The 26994-nt window shown below is 69.9% G+C and carries 19 protein-coding genes; 9 read left to right on the top strand and 10 right to left on the bottom strand.

Annotation, left to right across the window (positions count from 1 at the left end):
- Positions 1-9: 9 nt before the first annotated feature.
- Positions 10-1821 carry a pectate lyase gene (locus ACFV6H_RS03500; RefSeq protein WP_385538123.1) on the bottom strand — a complete coding sequence of 604 codons (1812 nt, stop codon included), beginning with the start codon at positions 1819-1821 and terminating at the stop codon, positions 10-12.
- Between the two features lie 142 nt (positions 1822-1963).
- The gene (locus tag ACFV6H_RS03495; RefSeq protein WP_385538930.1) at positions 1964-2473 is read right to left on the bottom strand and encodes a VanZ family protein; all 510 of its coding nucleotides are present in this window, start codon (positions 2471-2473) and stop codon (positions 1964-1966) included.
- Positions 2474-2972: 499 nt separating this feature from the next.
- Here ACFV6H_RS03495 and ACFV6H_RS03490 point away from each other — a divergent pair, with 499 nt between their 5' ends.
- Genes ACFV6H_RS03490 through ACFV6H_RS03480 form a run of 3 tightly spaced genes read left to right on the top strand, consistent with a single transcriptional unit; the run spans position 2973 to position 8583 of the window.
- Positions 2973-4499, top strand: a complete 1527-nt coding sequence (locus ACFV6H_RS03490) for a hypothetical protein (protein ID WP_385538120.1) — start codon at positions 2973-2975, stop codon at positions 4497-4499.
- Positions 4496-6883: a tetratricopeptide repeat protein gene (locus ACFV6H_RS03485; RefSeq protein WP_385538117.1), complete on the top strand. Its 2388-nt coding sequence runs from the start codon at positions 4496-4498 to the stop codon at positions 6881-6883. Before ACFV6H_RS03490 ends, ACFV6H_RS03485 begins: the two co-directional genes overlap by 4 nt.
- A 56-nt stretch (positions 6884-6939) precedes the next feature.
- A complete protein-coding gene (locus tag ACFV6H_RS03480) occupies positions 6940-8583 on the top strand; it encodes a DNA repair helicase XPB (RefSeq protein ID WP_385538114.1) in 1644 nt (547 codons plus the stop codon).
- Positions 8584-8760: 177 nt separating this feature from the next.
- Here ACFV6H_RS03480 and ACFV6H_RS03475 read toward each other — a convergent pair whose 3' ends face one another.
- Positions 8761-9972 (bottom strand): glycosyltransferase 87 family protein, encoded by a 1212-nt coding sequence (locus ACFV6H_RS03475; RefSeq protein WP_385538110.1) that lies wholly within the window; start codon positions 9970-9972, stop codon positions 8761-8763.
- A gap of 102 nt (positions 9973-10074) precedes the next feature.
- Complete coding sequence (locus tag ACFV6H_RS03470) at positions 10075-10287, bottom strand: hypothetical protein (protein ID WP_384779106.1); 213 nt, start codon at positions 10285-10287, stop codon at positions 10075-10077.
- 510 nt (positions 10288-10797) lie between these two features.
- Here ACFV6H_RS03470 and ACFV6H_RS03465 point away from each other — a divergent pair.
- Positions 10798-12864 carry a HelD family protein gene (locus ACFV6H_RS03465; RefSeq protein WP_385538928.1) on the top strand — a complete coding sequence of 689 codons (2067 nt, stop codon included), beginning with the start codon at positions 10798-10800 and terminating at the stop codon, positions 12862-12864.
- A gap of 84 nt (positions 12865-12948) precedes the next feature.
- Here the strand turns inward: ACFV6H_RS03465 and ACFV6H_RS03460 are convergent, their stop codons facing one another.
- The 3 genes from ACFV6H_RS03460 to ACFV6H_RS03450 all read right to left on the bottom strand — a co-directional run bounded on the left by ACFV6H_RS03460 (position 12949) and on the right by ACFV6H_RS03450 (position 15222).
- Positions 12949-13626, bottom strand: coding sequence for a 2OG-Fe(II) oxygenase (locus tag ACFV6H_RS03460; protein WP_385538107.1), 678 nt, complete (start codon positions 13624-13626; stop codon positions 12949-12951).
- Positions 13627-13654: 28 nt separating this feature from the next.
- On the bottom strand, positions 13655-14194 hold the full coding sequence (locus tag ACFV6H_RS03455) for a hypothetical protein (protein ID WP_385538104.1): 540 nt from the start codon (positions 14192-14194) through the stop codon (positions 13655-13657).
- Between the two features lie 314 nt (positions 14195-14508).
- A complete protein-coding gene (locus ACFV6H_RS03450) occupies positions 14509-15222 on the bottom strand; it encodes a copper homeostasis protein CutC (RefSeq protein WP_385538101.1) in 714 nt (237 codons plus the stop codon).
- A 300-nt stretch (positions 15223-15522) separates the two neighbouring features.
- Between ACFV6H_RS03450 and ACFV6H_RS03445 the strand changes: the two genes are divergently transcribed.
- From ACFV6H_RS03445 to ACFV6H_RS03425, 5 genes are all read left to right on the top strand, one after another.
- The gene (locus ACFV6H_RS03445; RefSeq protein WP_385538097.1) at positions 15523-17838 is read left to right on the top strand and encodes a heavy metal translocating P-type ATPase; all 2316 of its coding nucleotides are present in this window, start codon (positions 15523-15525) and stop codon (positions 17836-17838) included.
- 98 nt (positions 17839-17936) lie between these two features.
- A complete protein-coding gene (locus ACFV6H_RS03440) occupies positions 17937-18611 on the top strand; it encodes an HD domain-containing protein (RefSeq protein ID WP_385538095.1) in 675 nt (224 codons plus the stop codon).
- A 213-nt stretch (positions 18612-18824) separates the two neighbouring features.
- On the top strand, positions 18825-20012 hold the full coding sequence (locus tag ACFV6H_RS03435; RefSeq protein ID WP_385538926.1) for a Cmx/CmrA family chloramphenicol efflux MFS transporter: 1188 nt from the start codon (positions 18825-18827) through the stop codon (positions 20010-20012).
- 56 nt (positions 20013-20068) lie between these two features.
- Entirely contained in the window at positions 20069-20425 is a 357-nt protein-coding gene (locus ACFV6H_RS03430) for a hypothetical protein (RefSeq protein ID WP_385538092.1), read from the top strand.
- An 8-nt stretch (positions 20426-20433) separates the two neighbouring features.
- Positions 20434-25290, top strand: coding sequence for a caspase family protein (locus tag ACFV6H_RS03425; RefSeq protein WP_385538089.1), 4857 nt, complete (start codon positions 20434-20436; stop codon positions 25288-25290).
- 162 nt (positions 25291-25452) lie between these two features.
- Here the strand turns inward: ACFV6H_RS03425 and ACFV6H_RS03420 are convergent, their stop codons facing one another.
- The 3 genes from ACFV6H_RS03420 to ACFV6H_RS03410 form a co-directional block, all read right to left on the bottom strand.
- Positions 25453-25935: a hypothetical protein gene (locus ACFV6H_RS03420; RefSeq protein ID WP_385538086.1), complete on the bottom strand. Its 483-nt coding sequence runs from the start codon at positions 25933-25935 to the stop codon at positions 25453-25455.
- Positions 25936-26169: 234 nt separating this feature from the next.
- Positions 26170-26445 carry a DUF4031 domain-containing protein gene (locus ACFV6H_RS03415; RefSeq protein WP_385538083.1) on the bottom strand — a complete coding sequence of 92 codons (276 nt, stop codon included), beginning with the start codon at positions 26443-26445 and terminating at the stop codon, positions 26170-26172.
- Positions 26442-26957 carry a hypothetical protein gene (locus ACFV6H_RS03410; RefSeq protein ID WP_385538080.1) on the bottom strand — a complete coding sequence of 172 codons (516 nt, stop codon included), beginning with the start codon at positions 26955-26957 and terminating at the stop codon, positions 26442-26444. Before ACFV6H_RS03410 ends, ACFV6H_RS03415 begins: the two co-directional genes overlap by 4 nt.
- Between the last annotated feature and the right edge of the window lie 37 nt (positions 26958-26994).

The raw sequence follows: 26994 nt of genomic DNA, 5'->3' as shown, positions 1-26994 counted from the left end.
ACATCAGCGTCAGGGCACGGCCACATACCCGATCAGCTTGGCCATGTTCGCCACATACGCGGCCGAGCTGATGCACAGCGGCGGCTCGGCGGGCCGGTACGGCGGCTCCAGCGGCGGATCCTTGGGGCCGTACGGCGAGGTGTCGCGCGTATCGCCGACATGCTTGCTCATATACGCCCTGCCGTCGTACGGCTCGGTCGAGCCCGGCCCTCCGTACGGGTTGGTGACCGCGTCCATCGGCGTCAGCCAGTGGTCCCGCGTCCCGAGCCCGGCCACGAGCGCCGCCGCCTCCGTGTCCGTCACCACCGGCAGAGGCAGCGGCGCGTCCCGGAGCAGATCGGACAGTTGCAGATCGCGCGGCGAGAAGTAGCGCGGCAGCGGGATGCGCCCGCCGTGCGCGTCGGCGGGCGACAGCGGCGACCGGGCACGCAGCTCGGCGATCTGGGCCGGAGTCAGCGCGGCCAGCTCCTCGTACGTCGCGCGCAGACCGGCCAGGTCGACGGAGCGGCCCGCCGAGTAGTGGCTGAGCGTGTCCTTGTGGTCGTAGTCGTTGTAGTACGCGCCGTTGCGGATGTTGGAGCCGAAGCGATGGACGAACCGCGCCCGGTTCGTACCGAGTTCGACAAAGGTCGGATGCGTACGGCCGGCCAGCAGCGGATTCTCGGCTGTCTGATCGCTCGTCAGCCGACAGCTCTCCAGCCAGTCGAGGGCCTCGGGCACCCGGCGCAGATACGCGCGGTCGCCGGTCAGCCGGAAGTAGTGGAAGAGCTGCTGGACATTGGTCTGGGTGGTGTGGGTGGCGAGGGCGCGCGGTTCGTACGAGCGGGCTCCCGCCGGCGCTCCGGCGGGCCGGCCGCCCTTGGCGCGGGAGAGATGCTGAAGGCCCCAGCCCGCCTGCGGTCCTGGCTGCTGCATCCGGCGCAGACACTCCATCGCCCGTACGACGGGACCGATCAGATCGCGGCGCCCGAGCGTCGACACGCACATCAGCAGGAACTTGATGTTCTCGCCGAGGACGTCGTCGTTGAAGGTGACGTGCTGGGTGTACTCACCGTCCTCCATGCCGTGCCGTACACCGGCCGGCAGCCACGGCGGACGCTTCTCGGGCCAGGGCGTACGGCTGACCGATCCCGGGAACGCCGGGAAGCGCTGCGGCCAGCCGCCGTCGGCGGCTCCGCCCTTGAACTGCGAGGCGAGCAGAAAGCCGATGACGCGGTCGAGCGAGCGCTTGAAGCGCGGATCGCGGCGCTCCGCGTACAGCCGCAGGATGAACTGGGCGGCGGACGAGGTGCCCGCGTCGTCGAAGGTGGCGTTGCCGTAGTAGTGCTGGAACTCCTCAAGACGCCAGCCGTTGGCGCCGATCGTCGCGTACCAGTCGCGCAGGGACTCCTCACCGGCGAAGTCATGGATGTAGTTCCAGCCGCCGACGGGAAGCTGGGCCGCGACGAGCGCGAGACCGGTGCGCTCGGCGGCCCGGTAGCAGACCTCCTCGCCGGTAGCGTGGTACGCGTCGAGCATGCTGTGCCCGACGGACGGCGTACCGGGCGGCTGGACCCAGCACATGGTGCGCTTGGCCTCCATCTCGCCCCAGGTGACGGAGAGATCGGGCAGATAGTTCCAGACGTAGCCACCTCTGTAGGAGACGGTCCCGTCCATGAACGCGACGGCCCGGCGCATGGCCCGTACGGTCTCGGCGCGCGGCGCCGGCGCCGGCCGTCCGGTGGAGGCGGAGGCGGTGGCGGGCCGCAGCACGGCCGGGGCCGTGAGCAGCGGAGTTACGGCGAGTTGATGGAATGTGCGGCGGCTCAAGGGCTTCTTCATGGGCGAAGTGCCTTCCTCGGCGGTGGTGGAACGCTGGTGCCGCTTTCAATCCGGGGAAGGTAGTGACACTCCGCACGCTTTTCAAGTATGTGGACAACGATTCCGTACACGAACCGCATGACACCGTGGATCAGCCGGTTGGTCAGCCGGTGGATTTACCTTTCGCAGGCTTCACCGGCTTCACCGGCTTCACGGGCTTCACCGACGGACCGCTCACAGGTTCCAGCGCGCGGAACCGCCGGCCGATCCGCCGGCCCACGAGCAGATACGCGATCAGCGCGCCGCCTGTGTTCAGGATCACATCGTCCACATCGAAGGCACGCCCTTCGACCACCGCGCCCTGGGCCAGCTCCACCAGCACCATCACCACCGCCGTGAGCAGCACCACTCGCACCACGCGCATCCTGCGCGGTACGAGCACCGGAAGCAGCAGCCCGAAAGGCGCGCCCAGCAGCAGATTGCCGCCGATCTGCTTGCACGCGGCGAGGAAGGTGTAGTCCTCCAGATACTGCCGCAGCGACCGTCCCGGCCGCAGATTGGCCCCCGCGATCTCCGCGGACGCGGGTGACGGCGTCAGCGTCAGCCTGGCCAGCACGGCGGAGAAAACCACCAGCGCGACCAGAGCCACGCCCACAACAAGGATCCGCAGCACGGCCCGGCCCCAGGACCGACGACGCTCCGATCCGCGCGCCGAGCTGCCCACGGGCTTGCGCACCGGCTTGCGTACCGGCCTGCGCACAAACCTACGTACGGATCTTCCCAACGACATACCCGTCGGTATACCCATGGACATGCCCACCCGCGCGGCTCTGCCCGGCCCGGTTCTTCCCGTACTTTCCGTCTCAGCGGTCATAGCACCCGGGTGCCCTCGCCACATCCACCTACGCCCCAGGAAGTTCCCCGGTCCGGATCCGCTCGGGATGCGCGACACTGGTCGTTTGGCAACGGAAAGGGCGCTTGTCGAGGTTTCCTGGGATATCACGGTCGAGTCCCATTCAATGCGTCATCCTTGCACCTGGGAGGGCGATGTGGGCAAAGCATCAAGGAAGAAGCAGGGACAGCAGGCACGGAGAGCGGCCTCGAGCACCTTAGCTGGAGTCACGGACGGTGGTGGCCCGCGAGCACTCGGCGAGGAGGCGCTCGGGCGACTGGTGCGCTCGAACGCACCAGGCAAGCTCAGCCTGGCCGGTGCCTACGCGTTCGGTTACGGGGCGCTGGGATATGCCCAGCAGGAGGGGACCGGTCCGGGCTGGTACCAGGAGACCGACCCATTGGACGCGCTGTTCCTGGGAACGGTCTGGCCCGGAGATTTTAGTAACGAGTTCGAATTCGCCAATGCTCGTGACGCGTGGCTGCGTCTGCTGCGAGGCACCGTGCACGGCAAAGGCATCCAGCGCTTCGTCCGCGAGGCAGTCTCAGCGAGCGAAGAGCTGGAGATCCCGGTGAACGACGGGGAACTGATGCTGGCGCTCACCGGTCGGCTTGAAGCGGCCGGACTCGATCAGCGCCACCTCCCTCGGCGGCTGCTGCCCAAGGCGGCCCTCCAGGGCTGCCGCGCGGTCTTCGGGCCGTCTTTGGATCTGCGGCTTCCCGACCCACCGGAGGACGCGAAGAAGCGGGTCAGGCGGTTCTGGAAGGACACGGAGGAGGAGTCGTGGGCCGATGACACTCCTCAGGCCATTCTCCGCGACGGGCTGCGCCGGTTCCATGACGCCGGGCTGCCGGTGAAGGAGGAATCCGGAGTGTTGCTGCCGGCCTTGTACGCGGCGCTCATGGCGAAGCCCGGCGAGCTTATCCAGGACATGGGCGAACATGCCTCGGTGTGGGCTCTCTCCCTGGACGAGGCATCGGCGCTGGTACCGGTGCTCGACATCCTCCTTGTCGCTCCCAAGCTGGAGATGTCCGTCGCGGACGCCCTCGGGCATCTCTTCGCCGTACCCGCCTTCACCGAGCCGATCCCCTCGGAGGCCCTGATCTGGACCAGCTCTCCCGGTCTCGCCCTGCCGCGCCTGGCCTTCGAGCTGGGCATTCCGGAAGTGTCCACGCGGGAAACAGCAATCACCCCGGACCTGCTGGACTGGGTGGGCATGCACGCCAGAATGCGCCTGAGCGCCGCCGCTCGCGAGAGTGCCGCCGGTCTCGAGGAGACGGACAGCGTCGACGGCACGGTCGGCATACAGGAGGAGTCGGACGAGCGATGGGCCGAGCGGCGTGAGACCGTGCGCGAGGCGGTGCTGCACAAGGTCCGCAAGAAGTCCGGCGGGACGGCGGCCAGGCGCCGCCAGTTCGACCGTCCCGTTGAGCGCATCTGGAACGCGGACGGCAGTTCCGTGGTGCGGATCTCGACCGACACCCCACATGGACAGGAGTTGAAGGTAGCCATGGACGGCCAACTGGACGCCTTCCGGGAGAAGTTCGGCCGTGAGCCGGGGCCGGGCGACCCGCTGTTCTTCGATCCCGACGCCGACGAGCCCACCCGCCTCACCAAGGAGTACTTCGACGACATGATGCTGGACATGGCAGAGCGGGCGGTCGAGATAGGCATCGATCCCGCGTTCCTCCATGCCTGGCGTGAGGTCGGGTACGTGGTCACCGAGGAAAACAGGAGCATGTTCACCACGGCCGAGGTCCTCGCCTTCAGCAGGGCCGTCACCCGGCACCGGCAGGCTGGGGAATGACCGACAGAACCGAGAACCACATCAGCGGAGGAGTGTTCTTCGGTGTCGTCGTCCAGGGGCGGACCGTCACCCTGACGCTCCCGGACCGCCCGGATCCCGCGCTGGCCGGACTTCCCCGGCAGTCGGCGACCTTTGCGGGGCGCCGCACCCAACTGGAGCAAGTCCTCGCGGCCTTGGCACCGGCGGCGCCTGGCGAGACAGTCGGCACTGTGGTGGTGACCGGGCTCGCCGGTACGGGCAAGACCGAACTCGTGCTCCAGGCCGCCCACCGAGCGCTGCGGGAAGAGAACTGGTTCCCCGGTGGCGTTCTCTTCGTCGATCTGCACGGCTACGACGCGAAGCGCAAGGTGTCACCGAAGCGGGCGCTCGACACCCTCCTGCGGGCGCTGGGCATCCCCCCGGAACACATTCCTCCCGGGATCGAGGAACGCGTGGTCGTCTACCGTTCCGCGCTCGACGCGCTGGCCGCCGCCGGGCGACGGGTCCTGGTCGTTCTGGACGACGTACCGGCCACCGACAAGATCCGCCATCTCCTGCCGAGTGACGGGAGCACGGCCACGCTGGTGTCCTCGCGGCACTCCCTCGCAGAACTGGACGCCCTGGCGCTGACCTTGCGGGAGCTGCCCGCCGACGAGGGGCGGGAGCTGCTGGGCGACGCCCTCCGCACTGCTCTGCCCGAGGACTCGCGGGTGGCGGTCGAGGCCGACGAGGCCGACCGGCTCGTCACACTGTGCGGCGGTCTGCCGCTGGCCCTGCGCATCCTAGCGTCCCTGCTCGTGGACGTGCCGGCCCGGCCCCTGTCCCACCTCCGCCGAGACCTCGAGGACACGCACTCCAGACTCTCCGTGCTGAGCCGGGAGGAACGCGCCGTGACCGCGGCCTTCGAACTGTCCTACCGAAGGCTCGCCGAAGGCCAGGCCAAGCTCTTCCGGCTGATGTCTCTGCATCCCGGACCGGACTTCTCCACCGAGGCCGCGGCCCAGTTGTACGGCGAGAGCGTCAAGGAAACCGAACGGCTCCTGCTGGACCTGGCCCGCCGGCACCTGGTCGAGCCACGCGAACCTTACGGCCGCTGGCAGCAGCACAGTCTCGTGCGCCTCTACTCCCGGGAGCGGCTCAGGGCGGACAATGACTCCTGGGGCGAGGGTCTTATGCGTCTGCTCGTCCACTTCCACAAGATGACCACGCTGGCGTGTGAATCGCTCTTCGATCCTGTGGCACTGCGGCCCAGGGAGGAGCCCCTCTTCGCCAATCGGCGCGCGGCGCTGCAGTGGCTGGAGGCCGAGCGACGCACCCTCGTCGCGGCTGCCATCTGGGCTCACAAGGCCGGCGACGATCTGATGTGTGTGGCCCTGGCCGTGCCCATCTCAAAATTCCTGACGGAGACGCGATACCTGGATGATGCCGGGCGGGTATTGACCGCGGGGATCCGGTCGAGCCGAAAGCGCAAGGACAGTTTTCGCGAGGCTGCACTGCTGAGTTCCCTCGGTGTGGTGCTGCTGGACATGCGCAAGCTGCGCAAATCGGTTCGCACGCACTACAGGGCCATCAAGATCTGCCGGAGGCTGAAAAAGCGCCAGGCCCTGGCCAGCGCGCTGAACAACCTCGGGCTCTCGCTCCATGAGCAGCGCAAGTTCGAAGAGGCAGTGGCAACCCACACCGAAGCCGCGCAGTTGTTCAAGCGCGCCGGTTCCCGGATCGGAGTGGCGCGCGCACTGAGCAACACCGGCGAGACACTGACCGAGCTGGGCCGTGCGGAGGAGGCCTCGCACGCCCTCCGCAAGGCCGCGAAGATCTTCCGGAAACAAGGCGACCTGCGCGGTTACTCCCAGGCTCTGGGCGGCCTCGCCAAGGCGACGCGCGACGACGGCAAGGCCGAGCAGGCCGTGGACCTGCACAAACGCGCGCTCAACATGACCGACGGCCTGCTCATGCCCCATGAGAGAGCAGTCGAGCTGTCCAACTTCGGCGGCACGCTGATCGCTGCCGGAGAGTTCGAAACGGCTCTCACTGCGCAGCAGGAGGCTCTGGGTATCTTCCGGCGTCTGGGAGACCTCCGTGGTGAGGCGATGACCTTGGGCAACATGGCCCTTGTACGCCAGCAGCAGGGCAAGTGGAACAAGGCTGTACAGCTGCACACCCTCGCCCTGGAGGCATTCCTCGAGGGCAAGGATGATCACGGTCTGGCCGCCGAGCTCACGAGTCTCGCGTTCGCGCTGCTCCAGCAGGGCAGCAACACCGAGGCCCTGGAGAACCTGGAAGTCGCCGCCGATCTATATCACCAGACCGGCGATTCGGAGAAGGCCGTCGACACGCTCGACTTCGTCGACCGGGTGCGCAGGCGGATCGGAGTCGGCATGCAACCCGTCGAGAGCCGGATGTGACTGCTCGCGTATGAGGCACACTGGAGGTTTGGCCCGCGCGGAAGGGATGTAGGCACGTGAATGGACCTCTCATCGTCCAGAGCGACAAGACACTGCTGCTCGAAGTCGACCACGAGCAGGCGGGCGCCTGCCGCCGCGCCATCGCGCCGTTCGCCGAGCTGGAGCGCGCGCCGGAGCACATCCATACCTACCGGCTGACTCCGCTCGGGCTGTGGAACGCGCGGGCCGCCGGGCATGACGCCGAGCAGGTGGTCGACGCGCTGGTGGCGTTCTCGCGGTATCCCGTGCCGCACGCCCTGCTTGTCGATGTCGCCGAGACGATGGCGCGCTACGGCCGGCTCACCCTCTCCAAGCACCCCACCCATGGTCTCGTCCTGACCTCCACGGACCGTCCGGTGCTGGAGGAGATCCTCCGTTCCAAGAAGGTCCAGCCGCTGGTCGGTGTCCGGATCGATCCGGACACCGTCGCCGTGCATCCCTCCGAGCGCGGCCAGATCAAGCAGACGCTCCTCAAGCTGGGCTGGCCGGCCGAGGACCACGCCGGATACGTCGACGGCGAGGCGCACGCCATCGAGCTGGACGAGACCGGCTGGGCGCTGCGCCCGTATCAGAAGCAGGCCGTCGAGGGCTTCTGGCACGGCGGCTCCGGTGTGGTCGTGCTGCCCTGCGGCGCGGGAAAGACGCTGGTCGGGGCGGGTGCGATGGCCGAGGCCAAGGCGACGACACTGATCCTGGTCACCAACACCGTCTCCGCCCGCCAGTGGAAGCACGAGCTGGTGAAGCGCACCTCGCTCACCGAGGAGGAGATCGGCGAGTACAGCGGTACGAAGAAGGAGATCCGCCCGGTCACCATCGCCACGTACCAGGTGCTGACGACCCGTCGTAAAGGCGTCTATCCGCATCTGGAGCTCTTCGACTCCCGTGACTGGGGCCTGATCGTCTACGACGAGGTGCATCTGCTGCCCGCGCCCGTCTTCAAGTTCACCGCCGATCTCCAGGCCCGCCGCCGGCTCGGGCTGACCGCGACGCTCGTACGGGAGGACGGCCGGGAGTCGGACGTCTTCTCGCTCATCGGGCCGAAACGGTTCGACGCGCCGTGGAAGGAGATCGAGGCGCAGGGCTACATCGCTCCGGCGGACTGTGTCGAGGTACGCGTCAATCTCACCGACGGCGAGCGTCTCGCGTACGCGACCGCCGAGACGGAGGAGAAGTACCGGTTCTGCGCGACGACCGAGACCAAGCGGAAGGTGACGGAGGCGCTGGTACGCAAGCACATGGGCGAGCAGACGCTCGTCATCGGCCAGTACATCGACCAGCTCGACGAGCTGGGCGAGCATCTCGACGCGCCGGTCATCAAGGGCGAGACCAGCAACGCGCAGCGCGAGCTGCTCTTCGAGGCGTTCCGGCAGGGCGAGATCTCGGTGCTCGTGGTGTCGAAGGTCGCGAACTTCTCGATCGATCTGCCGGAGGCGACGGTCGCGATCCAGGTGTCGGGCACGTTCGGCTCCCGCCAGGAGGAGGCGCAGCGCCTCGGCCGGGTGCTCCGTCCCAAGGCGGACGGCCATGAGGCGCGCTTCTACTCGGTCGTGGCGCGCGACACCATCGACCAGGACTTCGCGGCGCACCGCCAGCGGTTCCTGGCCGAGCAGGGATACGCGTACCGGATCGTGGACGCGGACGAACTGCTCGCGGAGAACTGAGGGCTCGCGGAGAACTGAGCGGGCGGGCGCGGCGGGCTCGGCAGGCAAGGCGCTCGGCCCGGGCACGGCGCTCGGCCCGGGCACGGCGCTCGGCCCGGGCACGGCGCTCGGTCCGGGCACGGCGCTCGGTCCGGTACGGGCCCGGCGCGACGTCTCGGTCCGTGCCCGGCCGCGTGCTCATCCCCGCGCCCTCGCCCGCACCGACTCGGCGCGTGGCGTGGGCAGGACCGGGCCCGTGTCCGCGCGCGCCAGGCCCGTACTCGTACCCGTACGCCAGCCCGCGAACGCCAGCAGCCCCAGCGCGCACAGCGCGTACGGCGACGCCACCGGCTGCTGCCACCACGCCAGCCTGAGGTCCAGCTCGCCCTCGTGCGGTACGGCCCAGAAGCTGCGCGCCGTCCAGACCACGCCGACCGCCGCCGCCGTACGGAACCGTCGCTCCGCGATCAGCACCGCCAGCAGCGGTACGCACCACACCCAGTGGTGCGACCAGCTGATCGGTGACACCAGCAGCGCGGTCAGCGCCGTGACCAGCACACCCCAGCGTTCGGAACCGGCCCGTACGACGGCCGTACGCGCCAGCCACAGCCCGCCGGCCGCCGTGACCGCCGCGGTCACAGTCCACAGCGCGCCCGGCTCCGTGGTGTGCAGGACGCGTGCCAGCAGCCCTTGCAGCGACTGGTTGTCGATGATCCACGCCTTGCCGACCCGGCTGGTCTCGAAGACGCGCCGCGTCCAGAACTCGCCGCTGGCCTGCGGCAGTACGAGCACGCCCAGCAGCACCGTGGCGGTGAGGGAGGCGACGGCGGTCAGCCCGGCCCGTACGCGCCCGGTCACCAGCAGATAGACGATGAAGACGGCCGGAGTCAGTTTGATGCCCGCGGCGACACCGAGGGCGAAGCCCTTGCCGAGCGCGTGCTCGGGTCTGGACAGGTCCCAGAGGACGAGACAGGCGAGGGCGAGATTGATCTGTCCGAACAGGACGGTCTGGAAGACGGGTTCGAGCCAGAGCCCTACGGCTACGGCGACGAGCAGCGGCACAGGACCGGCGGGCAGCCCGGCGAACCGCCAGGACAGCCGTACGAAGAGGGCCAGCAGCGCGACGTTCCCGATGACGAAGACGACCTTGAGCGCGTCGACGGGCAGCCAGGTGGTCGGGACGAAGAGGATCGCCGCGAAGGGCGGATAGGTGGCGGGCAGCTGCCACTGCGTGACCGTGAACCCGTAGAGATCGGTGCCGCCGACGACGGCCGCGCCTTCCGCCCGGTAGACGAGCGTGTCGGCCATCGGGATGTGCCGGGCGAGGCAGAGGGTGGCGAATGCGGCCAGCGACAGGGCGAGCACGCCCACTGCGGCGAGTGAGCGGGAGGTCACGGTCCGGTAGGTCACGGCCGCGACCCTAGTGGATCAGCGGGATCGAGGGCGTCCCTCAGGTCCCGTCCAGGTCAAGTCCGGGTCCCGTCCGCGTCCCTCGGACAGATCTTCATCTTCTCAGAGCCGGTGGCCACGGCTGATATCCGCCTCCTCCGCGTACTCCCCGAGGACGGCCACGCGGAACGCGGTGCTCACGAAGACCTTGACCGCGCGCAGTGCGTTGCCGACGTGGTGGACGGGATGGTTGGGTGCGGCCCCCGAGACGGTCGCGCCCGGTGGCGGCGGCGCGCTGTGCGAGGGATGGGCTGGGGTAAAGGCTGCGCTACTCATATATCCATAGTGGATTCACGGCCACCGGAACACATCGACCCATGGACGGAACCGCGCACAGCGCCATGTACGACTCCGGGCGCGGTGGCATGTACGACTCACGGCATACGGGATGTCCCCTACGGGAGGGACGCGGCGGCACGCGGCCGGGCGTACGGCGGGGCCGGTGCCGGGCGTACGGCGAGGGTCGCCAGGTCGGGAAAAAGCATTCGCCCGCTCGTCACCCGCTGGCTACAATCGCCCACCTTGCCCGCCTCCCTCAGCGGAGTGCCGTCGTCCGGACGGAAACCGGACGGCCACCGCCATGATCTGATCCACGCCGACCGACAGGCTCGCGGCCCGTCGGTGTGCGTACAGCCCGGAGGCAACACCGTGCCCGCGTACGATTCCGATTCCACCACGACGCCCGACGCGCTCCCGGTCGGCTCTGCCGGCCCCGCAGCCGACCTCGCAGATCCAGCCGATCCAGCCGGCCCCGCCGACCTCGCAGCCGATCCCGCCGCCGATCCCTTGGCCAGCGAGCGCGCGCATCTCAGTGCCTCCCGTTCCGCGCTCCGCGCGATGCGCGAGGACGTCCAGGCCCTCGACATCCGGGATGTCACCGCGAACTGGGTCAACGCCGCCGTCCTGGAGGCCCAGATCGAGGAGCGCATCAAGGCGCTCGCCGATCTCTCCCACACTCCGCTCTTCTTCGGCCGGCTCGACTATCTGCACCCGGTCGGAGCGGCGCAGGCCGAAGGCGCCGAGGGCGATCGCCCGCCGCCGGAGGCGGCTAATTCGACGCTGTACATCGGCCGACGCCATGTCCATGACGCCGACGGCGATCCCATGGTCATCGACTGGCGCGCGCCCGTCTCCCAGCCGTTCTACCGGGCCTCCAAGAAGGACCCGCACGATGTCGCGCTGCGCCGCCGCTTCGGTTACACGGGCGGCGACCTCACCGCGTACGAGGACGAGCGTCTCTCCGATCCCACCGAGGCGGCGCGCTCCAGCAAGCTGCTCCAGGCCGAGATCGAACGGCCGCGCGTGGGCCCGATGCGGGACATCGTCGCCACGATCCAGCCGGAGCAGGACGAGATCGTACGGAGCGGCCTCGGCGGCACGGTCTGTGTCCAGGGCGGTCCCGGCACCGGCAAGACAGCCGTCGGTCTGCACCGGGTCGCGTATCTGCTGTACGCGCACCGCGAGCGGCTGGCCCGTACCGGCACGCTGGTGATCGGGCCGAACGCGTCCTTCCTCCACTACATCGAGCAGGTGCTTCCCGCGCTGGGCGAGCTGGACGTACGGCAGTCGACGGTGGACGCGCTGGTCGCCTCCGTCGACGTACGCGGTACGGATCCGGCGCCCGCCGCCGTGCTCAAGGGCGACGCCCGGATGGCGGAGGTCCTGCGCCGGGCCGTGCGTTCGCATGTCACCGCGCCGACGGAGGGCGTCGTGGTGGTGCGCGGCTCGCGGCGGTGGCGGGTGCCCGCGTACGAGATCGAGGAGATCGTCCAGCAGTTGCTGGACCGGGACATGCGCTACGGCGCCGCGCGCGAGGCGCTTCCGCAGCGGATCGCCCACGCCGTGCTCGTACAGATGGAACGGGCGGGCGAGGCGCCCGACGACCGGGTGCAGGACGCGGTGGCGCGCGGCACGGCGGTCAAGGCGGCGGTCAAGGCGATCTGGCCGCCGGTCGATCCGGCGAAGCTGGTGCTGCGGCTGCTCTCCGACGCGGAGTTCCTGGCCGAGCACGCGGAGGGCCTGCTGACGCCGGACGAGCAGCGGACGGTCCTGTGGACGAAGCCCGCGCGCAGTGTGAAGTCGGTGAAGTGGTCACCGGCGGACGCGGTGCTGATCGACGAGACGGCGGATCTGATCGCCCGTACGCACTCGCTGGGCCATGTCGTACTGGACGAGGCCCAGGACCTCTCGCCGATGCAGTACCGCGCGGTGGGCCGCCGCTGTTCGACCGGTTCGGCCACGGTCCTGGGCGATCTGGCCCAGGGGACCACACCGTGGGCCACCGCGAGCTGGGCGGAGGCCCTGCGCCATCTCGGCAAGTCGGACGCGGTGGTCGAGGAGCTGACGGCGGGCTTCCGTGTGCCGCGCGAGGTGATCGCGTACGCGTCGAGACTGCTGCCGGAGATCTCGCCGGGCCTGACGGCGGTGGAGTCGGTACGTGAGTCGCCGGGCTCGCTGGAGGTACGGGAGGTACACGACGCCTCCGCCCTGGACGCGGCGGTCGTCGCGGCCTGCACGGAATCCCTGGCCCACGAGGGCTCCATCGGCCTGATCGCGGCGGACACCAGAATCCCGGCCCTGCGCGAGGCCCTCACGGCGGCGGGCATGCCCTGGCTCTCGCCGGGCGAGGAAACCACCGCGGCCTCCCGGCTGACACTCGTACCCGCTTCCCTGGCCAAGGGCCTGGAGTACGACTACGTGGTCCTGGACGACCCGGCGTCGGTCGTCGCCGCGGAACCCGACGAACGCACCGGCCTCCGCCGCCTCTACGTGGCCCTGACCCGCGCGGTCTCAGGCCTCACGGTCCTCCACACGACGCCACTCCCACCGGCCCTGCTCGCCCGCACGGCCTGATCCCGGCACGGCCCCGCACGGTTCCCCGTTCCGAAAGGCCCCCGAGGGCCGGAACGGGGACCGTCACCCTCGGCGTAACACTTCCTACGGGCTCACGTCATTCCCGCGGTTCGCGGGGTCGGGGCTGCACAGCCAGCCGTTGACGGCGAAGCGGCTGTCCGCGTGCTGCTTGCTCGGGCAGCTGACCGGCCGTACCTCATGCCAGGCGGTGGGCCGGAAGAACACGATGCTGTCGTGCTCAGGCTCCCAGTCCCGCCACGTGCGCTCCTCCCACTTTCCGGCTGTCCCGGTGTGCAGCGGCAGGGCGGCGTCGAACACACGCAGCTCGCCGCCGTCGAAAGGCCGGGGTGTGCGATGCAGGTAATACACGAACGTGAGCAGGCGCCTGGGTGCGAACTCGGCGCTGGTGTCCTGGTGCGACCGGTAGAAGTCGCCGTCGTTGTGCACGTTGAGGCTGTAGCTGGGTTCGGTGTACTGGCAGGAGACGCCCAGAGTGTGCTCGACCGCCTCCAGTACCTCGTCGATGGCTGCCATCAGCTCAGGCGCGGCGAAGTCCTGGCACGACCGGGACCGGCGGAAGTCGGGGACCAGCTCCCGGTCCCGGATCATGGAGGGCTTCAGCATGTCGCCGCCGGAGGCGATGGCGCGCTCCAGCAAGGCGCCGGCCGTCTGCTCGCCCAGGAACTGGGTGATGCGGCAGACCGTCACCGGAAGCCGCCAGATCGCATCCGTACATACCGGCGACCGCTGATCCGTTGTCATGGTGTCCCGCTTACTAGGATCCGCATCCTCACCGGCTCCAGTCGACCGGGACGACGTCCTGCTTGAGTCCGCGGTCACTACAGATGGCGCACGGGGCGCCCGGGACACCGGGGCCCTGGTCGGTGCCGATGGTGATCGCTCCGTGGGCTCCGGCCGGGGCGTGGACGCCGTCGCCGACCATCGCGGCCTCGTAGCCGCCCAGCAGCTCCTGGAGCGTTCCGACGCCCAGGTTCTCCGGGGCGGTGATCGCGGCGATGCCGTCGTAGTCGGTGTAGGACGCGCCCAGCGTCCGGCCGCCGATGGTGGCGAACACGATCCTCGCACCGCGGATGGGCTCGCCGGTCACCGCGTCGACCGCCATCGCGTGGATGTTCTCCAGTTGCATCTGGGTGACATTCAGGGTGGCCTGGCTGGTCGTGAGCCTCGTCGGCTTCAGGCTGGGACACTCCGTCCCGCTGCACGACGTGGCCGATGGAGCGGTCGCGGACGCGGCGACGCCGCTCCCCGCGCCCAGCGACGCCAGAGCCGCGGCCATCACCGCGACGGTCTTACGGCCTACAGAACTCATGTCCACTCCCGTGGGAACTGCCCGGGCGTGATCCGTACAGGCGCAGGGAGGCCGGGACCGGCCTGGGCGCGTGCCGCACGCGACGGGTGCCGCCCACTCCGGACGACGCGACCGACCGTATCCACGCCCGTCCGGCCCAACCAGCCGACAATCACGAGTTCGCGCGATCTGATGAACGGCCAGCAGGACAGTGACGAACACGGACGAACACGATCGACGCATACAAACCGATGAGCGATCGCCGAAGGCCTTGGTCCCGGTCGTCCCCGGTCGTCCCCGGCCGGCTGCCGGGGCCGTGACGTCACGTGGTGTGGTCAGGTGTCCAGGGCTTCGCGCCATTCTTGTACCGCTGCCGCCGACACCGGGTGGGTCCAGCCGCCCGGTCGCGCCGCGCCGCCGATGTGGAAGCCGTCGACTCCCGCCGCGACCAGTACGTCGACGTGGTCGAGGCGGAGGCCGCCGCCGACCAGCATGTGTGGGCCGTAGCCCGGTTCGCCGCGGCCTGCGGCGCCTGCCTCGGCGAGGAGGGTGGGCAGGCCCTGGTCCACGCCCGCGGCCGAACCGGCGGTGAGGTAGGTGTCCAGGCCCGGCAGGTCCGCGAGCTGCTTGCGCAGCGCGTCCCGGTCCGCCGCGCGGTCGATCGCCCGGTGGAAGGTCCAGTGGCAGCCGTCCAGCTCCGCGAGCAGCCGCTCCACCGTCGCCAGATCCGGCATGCCGTCCGCGTCCAGGAAGCCGAAGACGAACTCCTCCGCTCCCTCCGCCCGCAGTCCGCGCGCCGCCGCCACCAGGGCGTCCACATCGCCCGGCCCGCCCGGTTCGCCCACCGTGAAGCCGTCGGCCAGCCGCAGCATCACCCGGAGCGGGATGTCGACCGCGGCACGGATCTCCGCGAAGGTCTCGCGGGGCGGAGTCAGCCCGTCCGCCGCCATGTCGGTGACGAGTTCGAGACGGTCCGCACCTCCGCTCCGGGCTGCGACCGCGTCCTCCGCATCGAGGGCGATCACCTCCAGGACTGCACGCTTGCTCATGAGACCTCATTCATCGGGGAGGATGTCGGGCTATAGGTCTAGTCCAATGTCCAGCCTAAGGGGAGCGAGAGCCCGGCGCACCGGCGCACCCGTACCGTGAATCACTGCCGCAACATGGCCGCACCTCGGCCGCACCTCGGGACGGAAGCCCGGAGCTGTTCGCCAGATATCCCGCAGATACCCCCTACGGGTATCTTGAACTCCATGCGGGCGGGGGGTATACCTGAAGGCAGCAATACCCCCAGGGGGTACGATGAGTACGATGTGCCCTACCGGTCGACCACCAAGGAGCCGTCAGCAATGAGCCTCGCCGGAACCACCGGCGCACCCGCCGAAGTCGAGCTCACCATCGGCGGTATGACCTGCGCCTCCTGTGCCGCCCGTATCGAGAAGAAGCTCAACCGCATGGACGGTGTCGAGGCCACCGTCAACTACGCCACCGAGAAGGCCAAGGTCTCCTACCGCGGTGCGGACATCGCCGTACAGGACCTGATCGCCACCGTCGAAGCCACCGGCTATACGGCACGGCAGCCCGCGCCCGCGGTAGCGGAACCGGCCCCTACGGAACCCACGCTTGACGGCACCGGCCCGCAAACCGCCGAGGACGCCGCCAAGGACGCCGAGCTGCGCTCCCTGCGCGAGCGGCTGATCACCGCCGTCGTCCTCTCCGTACCGGTCGTCGCGATGGCCATGATCCCGGCCCTCCAGTTCGACTACTGGCAGTGGCTCTCCCTCACGCTCGCCGCGCCGGTCGTCACCTACGCCGGCTGGCCCTTCCACCGCGCCGCCTTCACCAACGCCCGCCACGGCGCCGCCACCATGGACACGCTCATCTCGGTCGGCACGTCGGCCGCGTTCCTGTGGTCGCTGTGGGCGCTGTTCTTCGGTATGGCGGGCATGCCCGGGATGACTCATCCCTTCGAGCTGACCATCAGCCGCACCGACGGCACCGGGAACATCTACCTCGAAGCCGCGGCCGGCGTGACCGCCTTCATCCTCGCCGGGCGCTACTTCGAGGCGCGCTCCAAGCGGAAGGCCGGCGCGGCCCTGCGGGCGCTGCTGGAGCTCGGCGCCAAGGAGGTCACCGTCCTGCGGGACGGCCGTGAGACCACCGTGCCCACGGCCCGGCTCCGGCTCGGCGACCGTTTCCTCGTACGGCCAGGCGAGAAGATCGCGACGGACGGCACCGTCGTGGAAGGCTCCTCCGCCATCGACGCGTCGATGCTCACGGGCGAGTCCGTGCCCGTCGAGGTGTCCGTCGGCGACACGGTGACCGGCGCCACGCTCAACGCGGGCGGCCGGCTCGTGGTCGAAGCCACCCGTATCGGCGCGGACACCCAGCTCGCCCGGATGGCCCGGCTGGTGGAGGACGCGCAGAACGGCAAGGCCGCCGTCCAGCGGCTCGCCGACCGTATCTCCGCTGTCTTCGTTCCCGTCGTCATCGGCCTCGCGCTGGCCACGCTCGCCGTCTGGCTCGGCAGCGGCGCCGGGCTGACGGCCGCCTTCACCGCCGCCGTCGCCGTACTGATCATCGCCTGCCCGTGCGCCCTGGGCCTGGCCACACCGACCGCCCTCCTGGTCGGCACCGGACGCGGCGCGCAGCTCGGCATCCTGATCAAGGGCCCGGAGGTCCTCGAATCGACGCGCCGCGCCGACACGATCGTCCTCGACAAGACCGGCACGGTCACCACCGGGAAGATGACGCTGCTCGCCACGCATACGGCCGCGACCACCGACGAAGCCGAGGTGCTGCGTCTCGCCGGCGCCCTGGAGCACGCCTCCGAGCATCCCGTCGCCCGCGCCGTCGCCGCAGGCGCCGTCGAACGCATCAGCACTCTCCCCGCGCCTGTCCCGCTCCCCGTCCCGGAGGACTTCACCAACGTCCCAGGCCTCGGCGTCCAGGGCGTTGTCGACGGCCATACCGTCCTCGTCGGCCGCGCCCAGCTCCTCGCCGACCGGGAGATCCGTCTCCCGGCCGACCTGGAGCGCAGGAAGGCCGAGGCCGAGGCGGCGGGCCGCACCGCCATCGCGGTGGCGTGGGACGGTGAGGCACGGGCCGTCCTCGAAGTCGCCGACGCCGTCAAGGAGACCAGCGCCGAGGCCGTACGCCGCCTCCGCGCCCTCGGTCTGACACCGATCCTGCTCACCGGCGACAACAGGGCCGTCGCCGCCTCCGTCGCCGCCGAGGTCGGTATCGATCCGGACCAGGTCATCGCGGAGGTCATGCCCGAAGACAAGGTCGACGTCATCAAGAAGCTCCAGGCGGAGGGCCGTTCCGTCGCCATGGTCGGCGACGGCGTCAACGACGCCGCGGCTCTCGCCCAGGCCGATCTCGGCCTCGCCATGGGCACCGGCACCGACGCCGCGATCGAGGCCGGCGATCTCACTCTCGTCCGCGGCGACCTGCGCACGACCGCCGACGCGATCCGGCTGGCCCGCCGCACCCTCACCACCATCCGCGTCAATCTCTTCTGGGCCTTCGCCTACAACGTGGCCGCCATCCCGCTCGCCGCCGCCGGACTGCTGAACCCGATGATCGCCGGGGCCGCCATGGCCTTCTCGTCGGTCTTCGTGGTGGGCAACTCGCTGCGGCTGCGCGGCTTCAAGGCCTCGTAGCGGCTTCGTAGCGGCTGCGGAGCCCGCTGTGTACGAGCACTGCACGGGCGGCCGGGCCCGGGACGAATCCGTTCCGGGCCCGGCCCTATGGTCGTCCCATGCCCGCCGCCTCTGATCCCCGCGACCTCCGCGATCCGCGCAGTCGCTTCGCCGCCGCGCTCCTCGCCGTCCGCGACGACGGCCCGCCCGACCCGTACGTAGCCGACCCGTACGTATACGCCGACGACCTCCTCGCCCGCTGGGCCGAACCTCAGCGCCGCTACCACACCACCGCTCATCTGCTCGCCGTCCTCGACCACATCGACACACTCGCCGAGTACGCCGACGACCCGGACGTCGTACGCCTCGCCGCCTGGTTCCACGACGCCGTCTACCGTCCCGACCGCTCCGAGAACGAGGAGCGCTCCGCCCGTCTCGCCGAACGCGCCCTGCCCGAGGCCGGTTTGAGCGACGACCGTACGCGCGAGGTCGCCCGGCTCGTCCGCCTCACCACCACTCACGCCGCCGAGCCGGACGACCACAACGGCGCCGTCCTCTGCGACGCCGATCTCGCGATCCTGGCCTCGGCGCCGGACGCGTACGCCGCTTACCAGGCCGCGGTCCGGGAGGAGTACGGATTCGTCCCGGACGCGGACTTCCGCGCGGGCCGGGCGGCCGTACTGGAGCAACTGCTCGCGCTGCCGGGCCTGTTCCGTACTCCCTACGGCGTACGGGAATGGGAGCACCGCGCCCGCCACAACCTCGCCACCGAACTGGCGGCGCTTCGGACGTGACGTCGATGCGGGCGGGAATGCGGGCGGGAATGCGGGCGGGAATGCGGGCGGGAAGGTACGCGGACGGGAAGTACGCAGGCAGGAACGCGGGCGGGAATGTAACGCCCGACACCGGCGTTAGCACCTGTCGTGCCCGACTCCACCGATGCCCGCGACTCCGCCGACTCCCGCACGAGCACCGACACCCGCAAGAGCACCGCCCGACGCTCCGGTATGCCGCTCGCCGTCTACATCCTCGGCCTCGCGGTCTTCGCCCTCGGCACCAGTGAGTTCATGCTCTCCGGCCTGCTGCCGCCGCTCGCCGACGACATGAACGTATCCATCCCCACCGCCGGACTCCTCATATCCGCCTTCGCGATCGGCATGGTGATCGGCGCTCCGCTGCTCGCCGTGGCCACCCTGCGGCTGCCTCGCCGTACCACGCTCATCGCCCTGATCTCCGTCTTCGGCCTCGGCCAGGTCGCGGGCGCGCTGGCGCCGACGTACGAGGTGCTCTTCGCGTCCCGGGTGGTCAGCGCCTTCGCGTGCGCCGGATTCTGGGCGGTCGGCGCGGCCGTCGCCATCGCGATGGCCCCGCTCGACGCGCGCGCCCGCGCCATGGCCGTGATGATCGGCGGCCTGTCCATCGCGAACGTACTCGGCGTGCCGGCCGGCGCGTTCCTCGGCGAACACCTGGGCTGGCGCTCGGCGTTCTGGGCCGTGGGCGCGGCCTCGGCGGTCGCGCTGGTCGGCGTCATGACGCTGATCCCGCGTATCCCGGTGCCGGCCGAGAGGCCACGGCTCAAGCGGGAACTGACCATCTACCGCGACCGTCAGGTCTGGCTCTCCATCACCGTCACCGCGCTCTCGGCGGGCGGTGTCTTCTGCGCGTTCTCGTATCTCGCGCCGCTGCTCACGGATGTGGCCGGGCTGGACAGCGGCTGGGTGCCGAGCGTGCTCGGACTCTTCGGCGTCGGCGCGCTGGTGGGTACCGCGCTGGGCGGCCGGTACGCGGACGCGCATCTCTTCGGCGTGATGCTCAGCGGTATCACCGCCTCGACGGTGCTGCTCGTCCTGCTGGCGCTCACCGCGTCGAATCCGGTCGCCGTGGTCACTCTGACCTTCCTCCTCGGCGTCTCGGCGTTCTACACGGCACCGGCCCTGAACGCCCGTATGTTCAACATCGCCGCCGCGGCCCCCACCCTCGCGGGCGCCACCACCACGGCCGCCTTCAACCTGGGCAACACCGGCGGCCCTTGGCTCGGCGGCACGGTCATCGACGCGGACCTCGGCTACGCCTCGACGGCCTGGGCGGGCGCGGCGATGGCGGTGGTCGCGATCGCGCTTACGGTCGTATCCCTGCGGTACCACCGTACGAAGTACATCCCGCATAACACCTGGTTCGAGCCCGTCAGTCGATAGACGCCCTACACCGCACTAGAGTTGAGTCTCCATCAGCTTCAGGGGGCGTATCCGGTATGACGGAGCAGACGGCGGACCACATCGACGGGCAGACTCTCCCGTTCTGGGTCGATGTGGTCGAAGAGGAAGACAGCAGCGACGGCAACGCCATGGGCGGCCTCTTCCGCCACGGCTCCGACGGCGAGACCGTCCTGCGCTCCGTCCCTCTCGGCCCCCTCCGCAAGAACCTCGCGGACACCGTCGACGCCCTCCAGAAGGTCTTCGAAGAGGTCGCGGGCCGTGGCGGTACGCTCCCACTCGCCGAGGCTCAGCTCTCCTTCCAGATCACCGCGAGCGGCGGTATCCAGCTCATCGGCAGCGGCCAGATCCAGGGCACCCGCGGTCTGACCCTGACGTTCAAGCGCCCGTCGTAGCGGTCTCCATGCCACCGTCGCCACGGTCACCGCTGTCATCGTCGCCACGCTCGTCATCACCGTCACGCCCACGCCACAAGGCCCTGCTCATCGGTGCCAGTGAGTACGACGAACCGGCGATCCGGTCCCTCCCCTTCATCCGGGACGATCTCCAGCGCATGAACACCGCGCTCTCCGACCGCGGTTTCCAGCCCGTCGAGATCGCCGAGTCGCAGCGCGGCATCACTCCGAATGCCGTCAACCGCCACGTCCTGCGCTTCCTGCGCGAAGCCGGCCGCGGCGACACCCTGTTCATCCTGCTCAGCGGCCATGGCCTGCACTTCGAGGGCCGGGACTACCTCATCCCCGAGGACGCCTACTACGAGGGCGACTCCTTCGCCGAGAGCTGTATCGAGATCGGCTGGCAGAAGGAGCTCGAAGACTCCCCCGCCGGCCAGGTCGTCTTCCTCATCGACGCCTGCCGCGAAGGAGCCGCGCGCAGGACCAAGGCGGCGCCGGTCCGGATGCCCGGCTGGGAAAAGCCCAAGATCGCGGCGGCCCTGCGCCGCAAGGTCGCCTACATGTACGCCTGTTCCAAGGGCCAGTACGCCTTGTACGTGGACGAGTCGGAGGCGGTCGTCCAGGGCGAGAACACCGACAACAGCGCCGGCGACAGCACCGAAGGCATCGGCACCCAGCCCGGCGACTCCTTCAGCCTCTTCTCCCGCGCCGTCTCCGACATCGTCACCGGCGTCCAGCACACCTTGCACATCGGCGAGTTCGCCGAAGCCGTCCAGCAACGGGTGACCGAACTGCACACGGCGTACGGCAAGAAGCCCCCGGTCCAGCGGATCAGGGTCGAAACCGACATCCCCTGGCCCGAGTTCACCGTACTGCCGGGCCCGGCCCGCGACTCGTCCGAGCACCCCTGGGTACGGAGCACCGCCACCCACCCCGTCTGGGAGCGCACCGCCCCGGGCAGCGCCCGCGATGCCCTCAAGGAGGTCTGCGGCACCCTCGCCGGCCGACTCGCGGACGGGTACGAGAAGGCCGCGGCAGCGCTCCGCGACGACCCCTGGCACGACGGCGAACTGGCCAAGCGCGCGCAGGACCGTCTCGGCTTCCTCACCGACAAGCTGGCCCCCGGCACCCAGCTCTCCCCCAGCGAAGCCGCGCTGGCCGTCCTGCTGCCCCTGGTCGGCCAGGCCTTCTGGACGCACGAGGCGGCACAGCGCGCAGCCGTGGTCACCAGAGGCCCCGCACCCGGCGCCCCGGGGGCCGAGGAGACCACCCCCGAGCGCGACCGCTTCGCCAAGTTCGCCCAGGGCTTCCCCCGCCTCCAGCGCCGCCTCCGTACCCTCGAACAGCGCGGTGTCTCCGACGGTTCGGCGGAGCGCATCCGCTGGTGGCTGTTCCACCGCTGGCTGATCCGCCAGCCCGAGCTGTACGCGTCCCAGACCCTCAAGACCCTGCTCGGCCCGCCGCCGGGCGGCCCCGAGTACCCGGCCTGGGCCGCCGATGTCCTGTCCGGGGACCGCTTCATGCGGTTCCTCCAGGAGCTGCGGGCGGCCCCCTTCGCCGTACCCCGCCGTACCCCCCGCCCCGGCGACCACGACGAGTCCGACCACGACCTCGTCGCCGCCATGACCAGGGACGAGCACGAGCTGCGCGAGCCCCTCGTCGCCTCCCTCGCCAAGACCGCCCAGGCCTTCGCCGTCGACCCGCTGGACCTGCCCGAGATCCTCGTCGAGCACATCGGGATCTCCGACAGCGTCGAGCTCACCGACCTGCTGACGACGATCCGCGGCTCGAACTGGCCCAACTCCGGCCTGGGCCGCTCACTCAAGGCCCTCTGCGAACACCCCGCCGTACAGATCGCCCTCCGCGAGCACGCCCAGCGCGTGGACACCCTCCTCCGCGACATCAACCGCTCCCCGGCGCCCGCCCTCGCCCCGCTGCGCTCCCTGCCGCCGTACGCCGACGCCGACCGCGTCCGTCTGAGCGGCAACACCCCCGCCCACCTCTCCGACGGCATCCGCTTCCAACTCGCCGAGGACCGGGTGCAGGAACTGCTCATGGGCGAGGAGCTTTACGGCGAACGCGAGCTGGCCATCCGCGAGCTGTACCAGAACGCCCTGGACGCCGTCCGCTACCGCGACCGCCGTACGGAATATCTGCGCCGGTCGGGCCAGCGGCCCGAGGAGCGGTTCGACGGACTGATCGAGTTCGTCCAGGCTGTGGACGAGCAGGGCCGGGCGTACCTCGAATGCCGCGACAACGGCATCGGCATGGGCATCAACGAGCTGAGCAATGTCTTCTCCCAGGGCGGCGCCCGCTTCGTGGACCTCCCCGAGTACATCGAGGAGCAGACGGCCTGGGCCGAACTCGGCGAACCGCGCATCGAGTTGCACCCCAACAGCCGCTTCGGCATCGGTGTGCTCAGCTACTTCATGCTCGCCGACGAGATCGAGGTGACCACCTGCCGTATGAGCCGCGACGGCCGCCCCGGCCGCAGGCTCCAGATCAGGATCGCGGGACCGGGCAATCTGTTCCGTATCGAGGACTTGGGCCAGGGCACCGAACCGGGCACGACGGTACGGCTGTTCCTCACCGAGCACAAAGAGCGCGTGTCCTGCGTCGACACGCTTCAGGAGGTGCTCTGGCTGGCCCCGTACCGTACGACAGCCGAGCACGGCTCCCGCACCCACGACTGGGACCCGGGGCAGCTCTCCATCAGCGGCCCGGAGCTTGCCTGGCTCAATGACGAGGAGATGTTCTCGCTCAGCGGCGCGAGCTATCCCTCCGACCGCCCGGATGTGTGGTGGGTGGACGGTACGGGCTGGCTGCTCAACGATGGGCTGCTCGCCCGGGAGCGCGCCGAGCGGGAGCCCTACGGCGTCGTGGTCAACTTCACCGGCAATTACCAACCCGAGCTGAGTGTCGACCGCAAGACCATCCGCGCCTTCGACAGTGCCTACGTGGAAAAGCTGATGGACGAGGCACGGCCCAGCCTTTTCGCGTCCGCGCGTCCCCTGCTGCGGCCGGACTGGCTGGAACGAGTCAGCGCCTTCTCGATCCAGTTCGCGGACGCGGTCGCCGAGCGGGCGCGGATGAGTGAGGTGCCCTGGCCGATGGGGGACGCCGAACGGACCTTCGCGGAGCTGGGGTTCTTCCGCCCGGACGAAATGCTGCTGCCGCTGGTCACCGGCCGCTATCCGGCGGCCCGCGACATCCACGCCGCCTCGTATATGAGCACCATCCCCGCGCCCGTACTGCGCTGGCGGCTGCTCACGCTCTATCGGGCGGGCCTCGGCGATCCCCTGACCGCGTCCGCGCGGACAGCTCCCGAACTGCCCTGCGCCCGGCCCTCGGATGCGCTCCTGCTCATCCGAAACTCGCCGAGCAATTGGGCCGGAAGGTACAAGTCCTGGCTGGAGGGGGTGAACGGGCTGATGAACTACGGTAGACGCCCCTCCGAGTTCGTACTGGACTCCGGCATCCTCAGCCTCAACACCCTGCACAAGTGGCGCGACCCCGGAGAGCCGGTCCCGCTCAAGGAGATCCTGCGGCAGGTTGGGCAGACGAAGCTCAGTGTCGGCGCGGTCGCGAACCGCCTGACGGCGCTGGGATACTCCGTCGCCCCGCTGCCGGAGAGCAGCGAGCGGATCCAGCCGGACGACTTGCCCCTCCTACGCTCGCTCGGACGGCGCGGATGGATCCGACCCGGAGATGAGTTGTCGGTGGCCCAGGTCTGCTACAGCGCGGCCATGGCCGAGTGCTCCGTGCGCAAGGCGGCCGACCGGCTCGCGGAACTGGGCTTCACCGTGCCTCCGAAGTTCTCCGCGTACGAGGACATCACCGTCTGGACCTCGGAGGAGCGCGATATCTTCTTCGCTTTGTGGCACTTCCACGCCGATCCTCTGTCGCCGCAACAGGCCCAGGAGATCAGCTACCCGCAGCTCATCAGTGTGGCGCGGTCCTGCGGTGTTACCACCGACACCGTGACGCGGCTGCTGAAGCGAACGGGCTTCTCCCTGTCCGAGGAGTGCGAGTCGCGGCGCAACACCCCGTTCCCCGAGGACGACTGGGACGTGCTCAGAACCAACGACACGGACCTCACCGTGGACCGCAGAGTGCCGGTGCCCCACCTGGCGGGGGTCGCATACCGTACCGGCCGGACACTGGAAGCCGTCGCGGAGAAGCTGAGCGCGCTCGGCTTCGAGGTCCCCGAGCTGCCCCTCGGCCGACCGCTGCCCAGCAAGCAGGATCTCAAGTTCCTGGGCGAGCGGTATGCGATCGCCGCGGACGGCGCCTGGCCCGACGAGGACAAGCCGCTGTCGCTCCAGGACATCGCCGAGCGGGCCGATCGTTCCAACCTGTCGATGACGGACGCGGCGGCGAGGCTGAAGGCGCTGGGTTATGACTGTCCGCAGGACACCGAACTGCTGGACCGCTTCCAGGAGTCGGACGCCGAGGCCCTGTGTCGGCACATGCCGGGGAAAGTCACGCCGGAGCGGCTGAACGCGGTGGCGGACCATGTCGGGATGCCTTCGGCGGAGCTGGCGGACTCGCTCACGCTGTTCGGGTACGAGGTCGAGCCCGAGTCGGAGGCGTGGCTGCGGGACTGGGAGGCGAAGGTCGGATTGACCGCAGCGCTGCACGCGCATACCGACAGCCTCAGCGATCTGACAGGCGTCGAGATCTCGCTCCCGACCCTGGCCTCGGTCGCCATGGAGCAGCGGCTGCCCTTCCGTACGGTCGCGCTCAAGGCGACGGAGCTGGGGCTGCGCCACGAGGCGGAGGGGTGGTTCGTCACGAACGAGACGGATGCGGACGACACCGAGCCCGCCGAGACCGAGCCGACCGATGCTCAGTCCGCGGGCTGATCCCGGGCCGACACGCCGTGCACCACCTCTTGGACGGCAGGGACGGCAGACGGCCCGGCCGACCGTACCGGCCCACGGGACTTTGCCGTCGACCGGGTCGGTCGTACCGGGGCGAAGTCCAGCAGCCGGACCGGGCCTCTGCCGATGCGGGAGTGACGGTCGTCAGTCGCCGGTGTTGGTGGCCCAGACGGGCCTGTTGGCGTTGTTGTAGACGACGACGTTGCCGTCGTCCTGGACTGCGAGGTAGCGGCCCTTCTGCCAGGTTCCGGCGGCCCAGAGGGGCTGGCCCGCCTTGTTGTAGACGACGAGGTTGCCGTCGCTCTGCATGACCAGGCGGTCGGCGTTGGGGTAGACGTTCGGGGCCTGCCAGGCAGGACGGTTGTCCTTGTAGAGGACGACGTTGCCGTCGCTCTGGACACGCAGGATGGCGCGTCCGTTGCCGGAGGTCCACGCCTGGTTCTTGCCGAGAGTGGCGGGCGCGTAGAACCGGGAGTCGCTCCGCAGAGCCTCTCGGGGCTGCGCGCTCTGGACCGTACGGCCGCTCTCCACGGTGTCGGCGGCATCGGCGGCGGGAACGGCGGCCAGGACGGGCAGGGCTGCGAGGGCGAGCGCGGGAAGACCGCGCCGCACGAGGTTTTTGATCACAACCCGGATTTAGGCAGTCCGCATATACCTGCAACAGCCCCGCGGCCACGAACTCACCCGTATGGTCCAGTGATTTCATCGCCGAAACGACCCTGCGTACACCGCAACCGGCAACCGCGGGCCCGGCGGGATGCGATACGCGAGGTGGTCAGCCGGGGAGGAGGGCGTCGCTGTCTTCATCGCGCTCGCCGACCGCCGGGGCCGGGCACGACCGACAGCGAGCCCGCCGCAAAGCTAAGCCGCCGGGGCCGGGCGGCCCTTGGGGCGCCTCAGGCCCGCCTCCGTGAGTCTGCGTACGAGTTCCTTGGAGCCGATCTCCACCGCGCCCGCGCGCACCACGTCGCCGTAGCGGTCCGACGGGACGTCGTAGTGGTCGCGTTCGAAGGCGCGGCGCGGGCAGCCGACCGTGGCCGCGAAGGTGTGGAGTTCTTCGAACGAGACGTCGCTGACCAGGTGGGACCACATACGGCCGTGTCCCGGCCAGGTCGGCGGATCTATGTAGACGGTCACGAGGCGCCCGACTCGCCGGAGGCATCCCGGCCGCTCTGGCCGCCTGGCCCGCCTGGGCCACCCGAACCGCCCGGGCCGCCCGGGCCGTCGGAGCCATCCGGCGAACCGAGCACCGCTCCCAGCGATCCCACCGCCGCGATCACCACGCCCGCCTTCCCGCAGACCCAGTGCGGATCGGGCCCCAGCTCCGGTTCCACGTCCAGGGCGTGCGGCTCGGACTCCGCGCCGTCGGTCTCCACGCCCTCGGTCTCCGCGCAGACCGGACAGAGCGGCCAGCGGCCGTACCGTTCCATCAGCGCGTCCTGCACGTCCTGGGCGACCAGTCCCGCCACATACGCGGCGCCCTCGGGCCACTGCTCGACCCACCAGCGCCGGTGCGACACCGACTCCTCCACCAGGGACACGACCTCGGCGCGCGCCACATCGCCCGCGATCAGATCGGCCAGCACCAGCGCACGCGCGGAGTGCAGCACGCGCTCCAGCGGATCCACTTCGATGTCGGGGTCGCTCATTCCGCCATTGTCACGGATAACCGGGGCTTGACGACCG

Source organism: Streptomyces sp. NPDC059743 (genome assembly GCF_042732975.1).
Classification (GTDB): domain Bacteria; phylum Actinomycetota; class Actinomycetes; order Streptomycetales; family Streptomycetaceae; genus Streptomyces.
This window is presented reverse-complemented; position numbering and strand designations above follow the sequence as displayed.

Coding starts and splice junctions, on each gene's coding strand:
- ACFV6H_RS03445 (WP_385538097.1), top strand. CDS start 15,523: ATGAGCCTCGCCGGAACCACCGGCGCACCCGCCGAAGTCGAGCTCACC.
- ACFV6H_RS03440 (WP_385538095.1), top strand. CDS start 17,937: ATGCCCGCCGCCTCTGATCCCCGCGACCTCCGCGATCCGCGCAGTCGC.
- ACFV6H_RS03410 (WP_385538080.1), bottom strand. CDS start 26,957: ATGAGCGACCCCGACATCGAAGTGGATCCGCTGGAGCGCGTGCTGCAC.
- ACFV6H_RS03500 (WP_385538123.1), bottom strand. CDS start 1,821: ATGAAGAAGCCCTTGAGCCGCCGCACATTCCATCAACTCGCCGTAACT.
- ACFV6H_RS03460 (WP_385538107.1), bottom strand. CDS start 13,626: ATGACAACGGATCAGCGGTCGCCGGTATGTACGGATGCGATCTGGCGG.
- ACFV6H_RS03455 (WP_385538104.1), bottom strand. CDS start 14,194: ATGAGTTCTGTAGGCCGTAAGACCGTCGCGGTGATGGCCGCGGCTCTG.
- ACFV6H_RS03470 (WP_384779106.1), bottom strand. CDS start 10,287: ATGAGTAGCGCAGCCTTTACCCCAGCCCATCCCTCGCACAGCGCGCCG.
- ACFV6H_RS03425 (WP_385538089.1), top strand. CDS start 20,434: ATGCCACCGTCGCCACGGTCACCGCTGTCATCGTCGCCACGCTCGTCA.
- ACFV6H_RS03435 (WP_385538926.1), top strand. CDS start 18,825: ATGCCGCTCGCCGTCTACATCCTCGGCCTCGCGGTCTTCGCCCTCGGC.
- ACFV6H_RS03485 (WP_385538117.1), top strand. CDS start 4,496: ATGACCGACAGAACCGAGAACCACATCAGCGGAGGAGTGTTCTTCGGT.
- ACFV6H_RS03430 (WP_385538092.1), top strand. CDS start 20,069: ATGACGGAGCAGACGGCGGACCACATCGACGGGCAGACTCTCCCGTTC.
- ACFV6H_RS03450 (WP_385538101.1), bottom strand. CDS start 15,222: ATGAGCAAGCGTGCAGTCCTGGAGGTGATCGCCCTCGATGCGGAGGAC.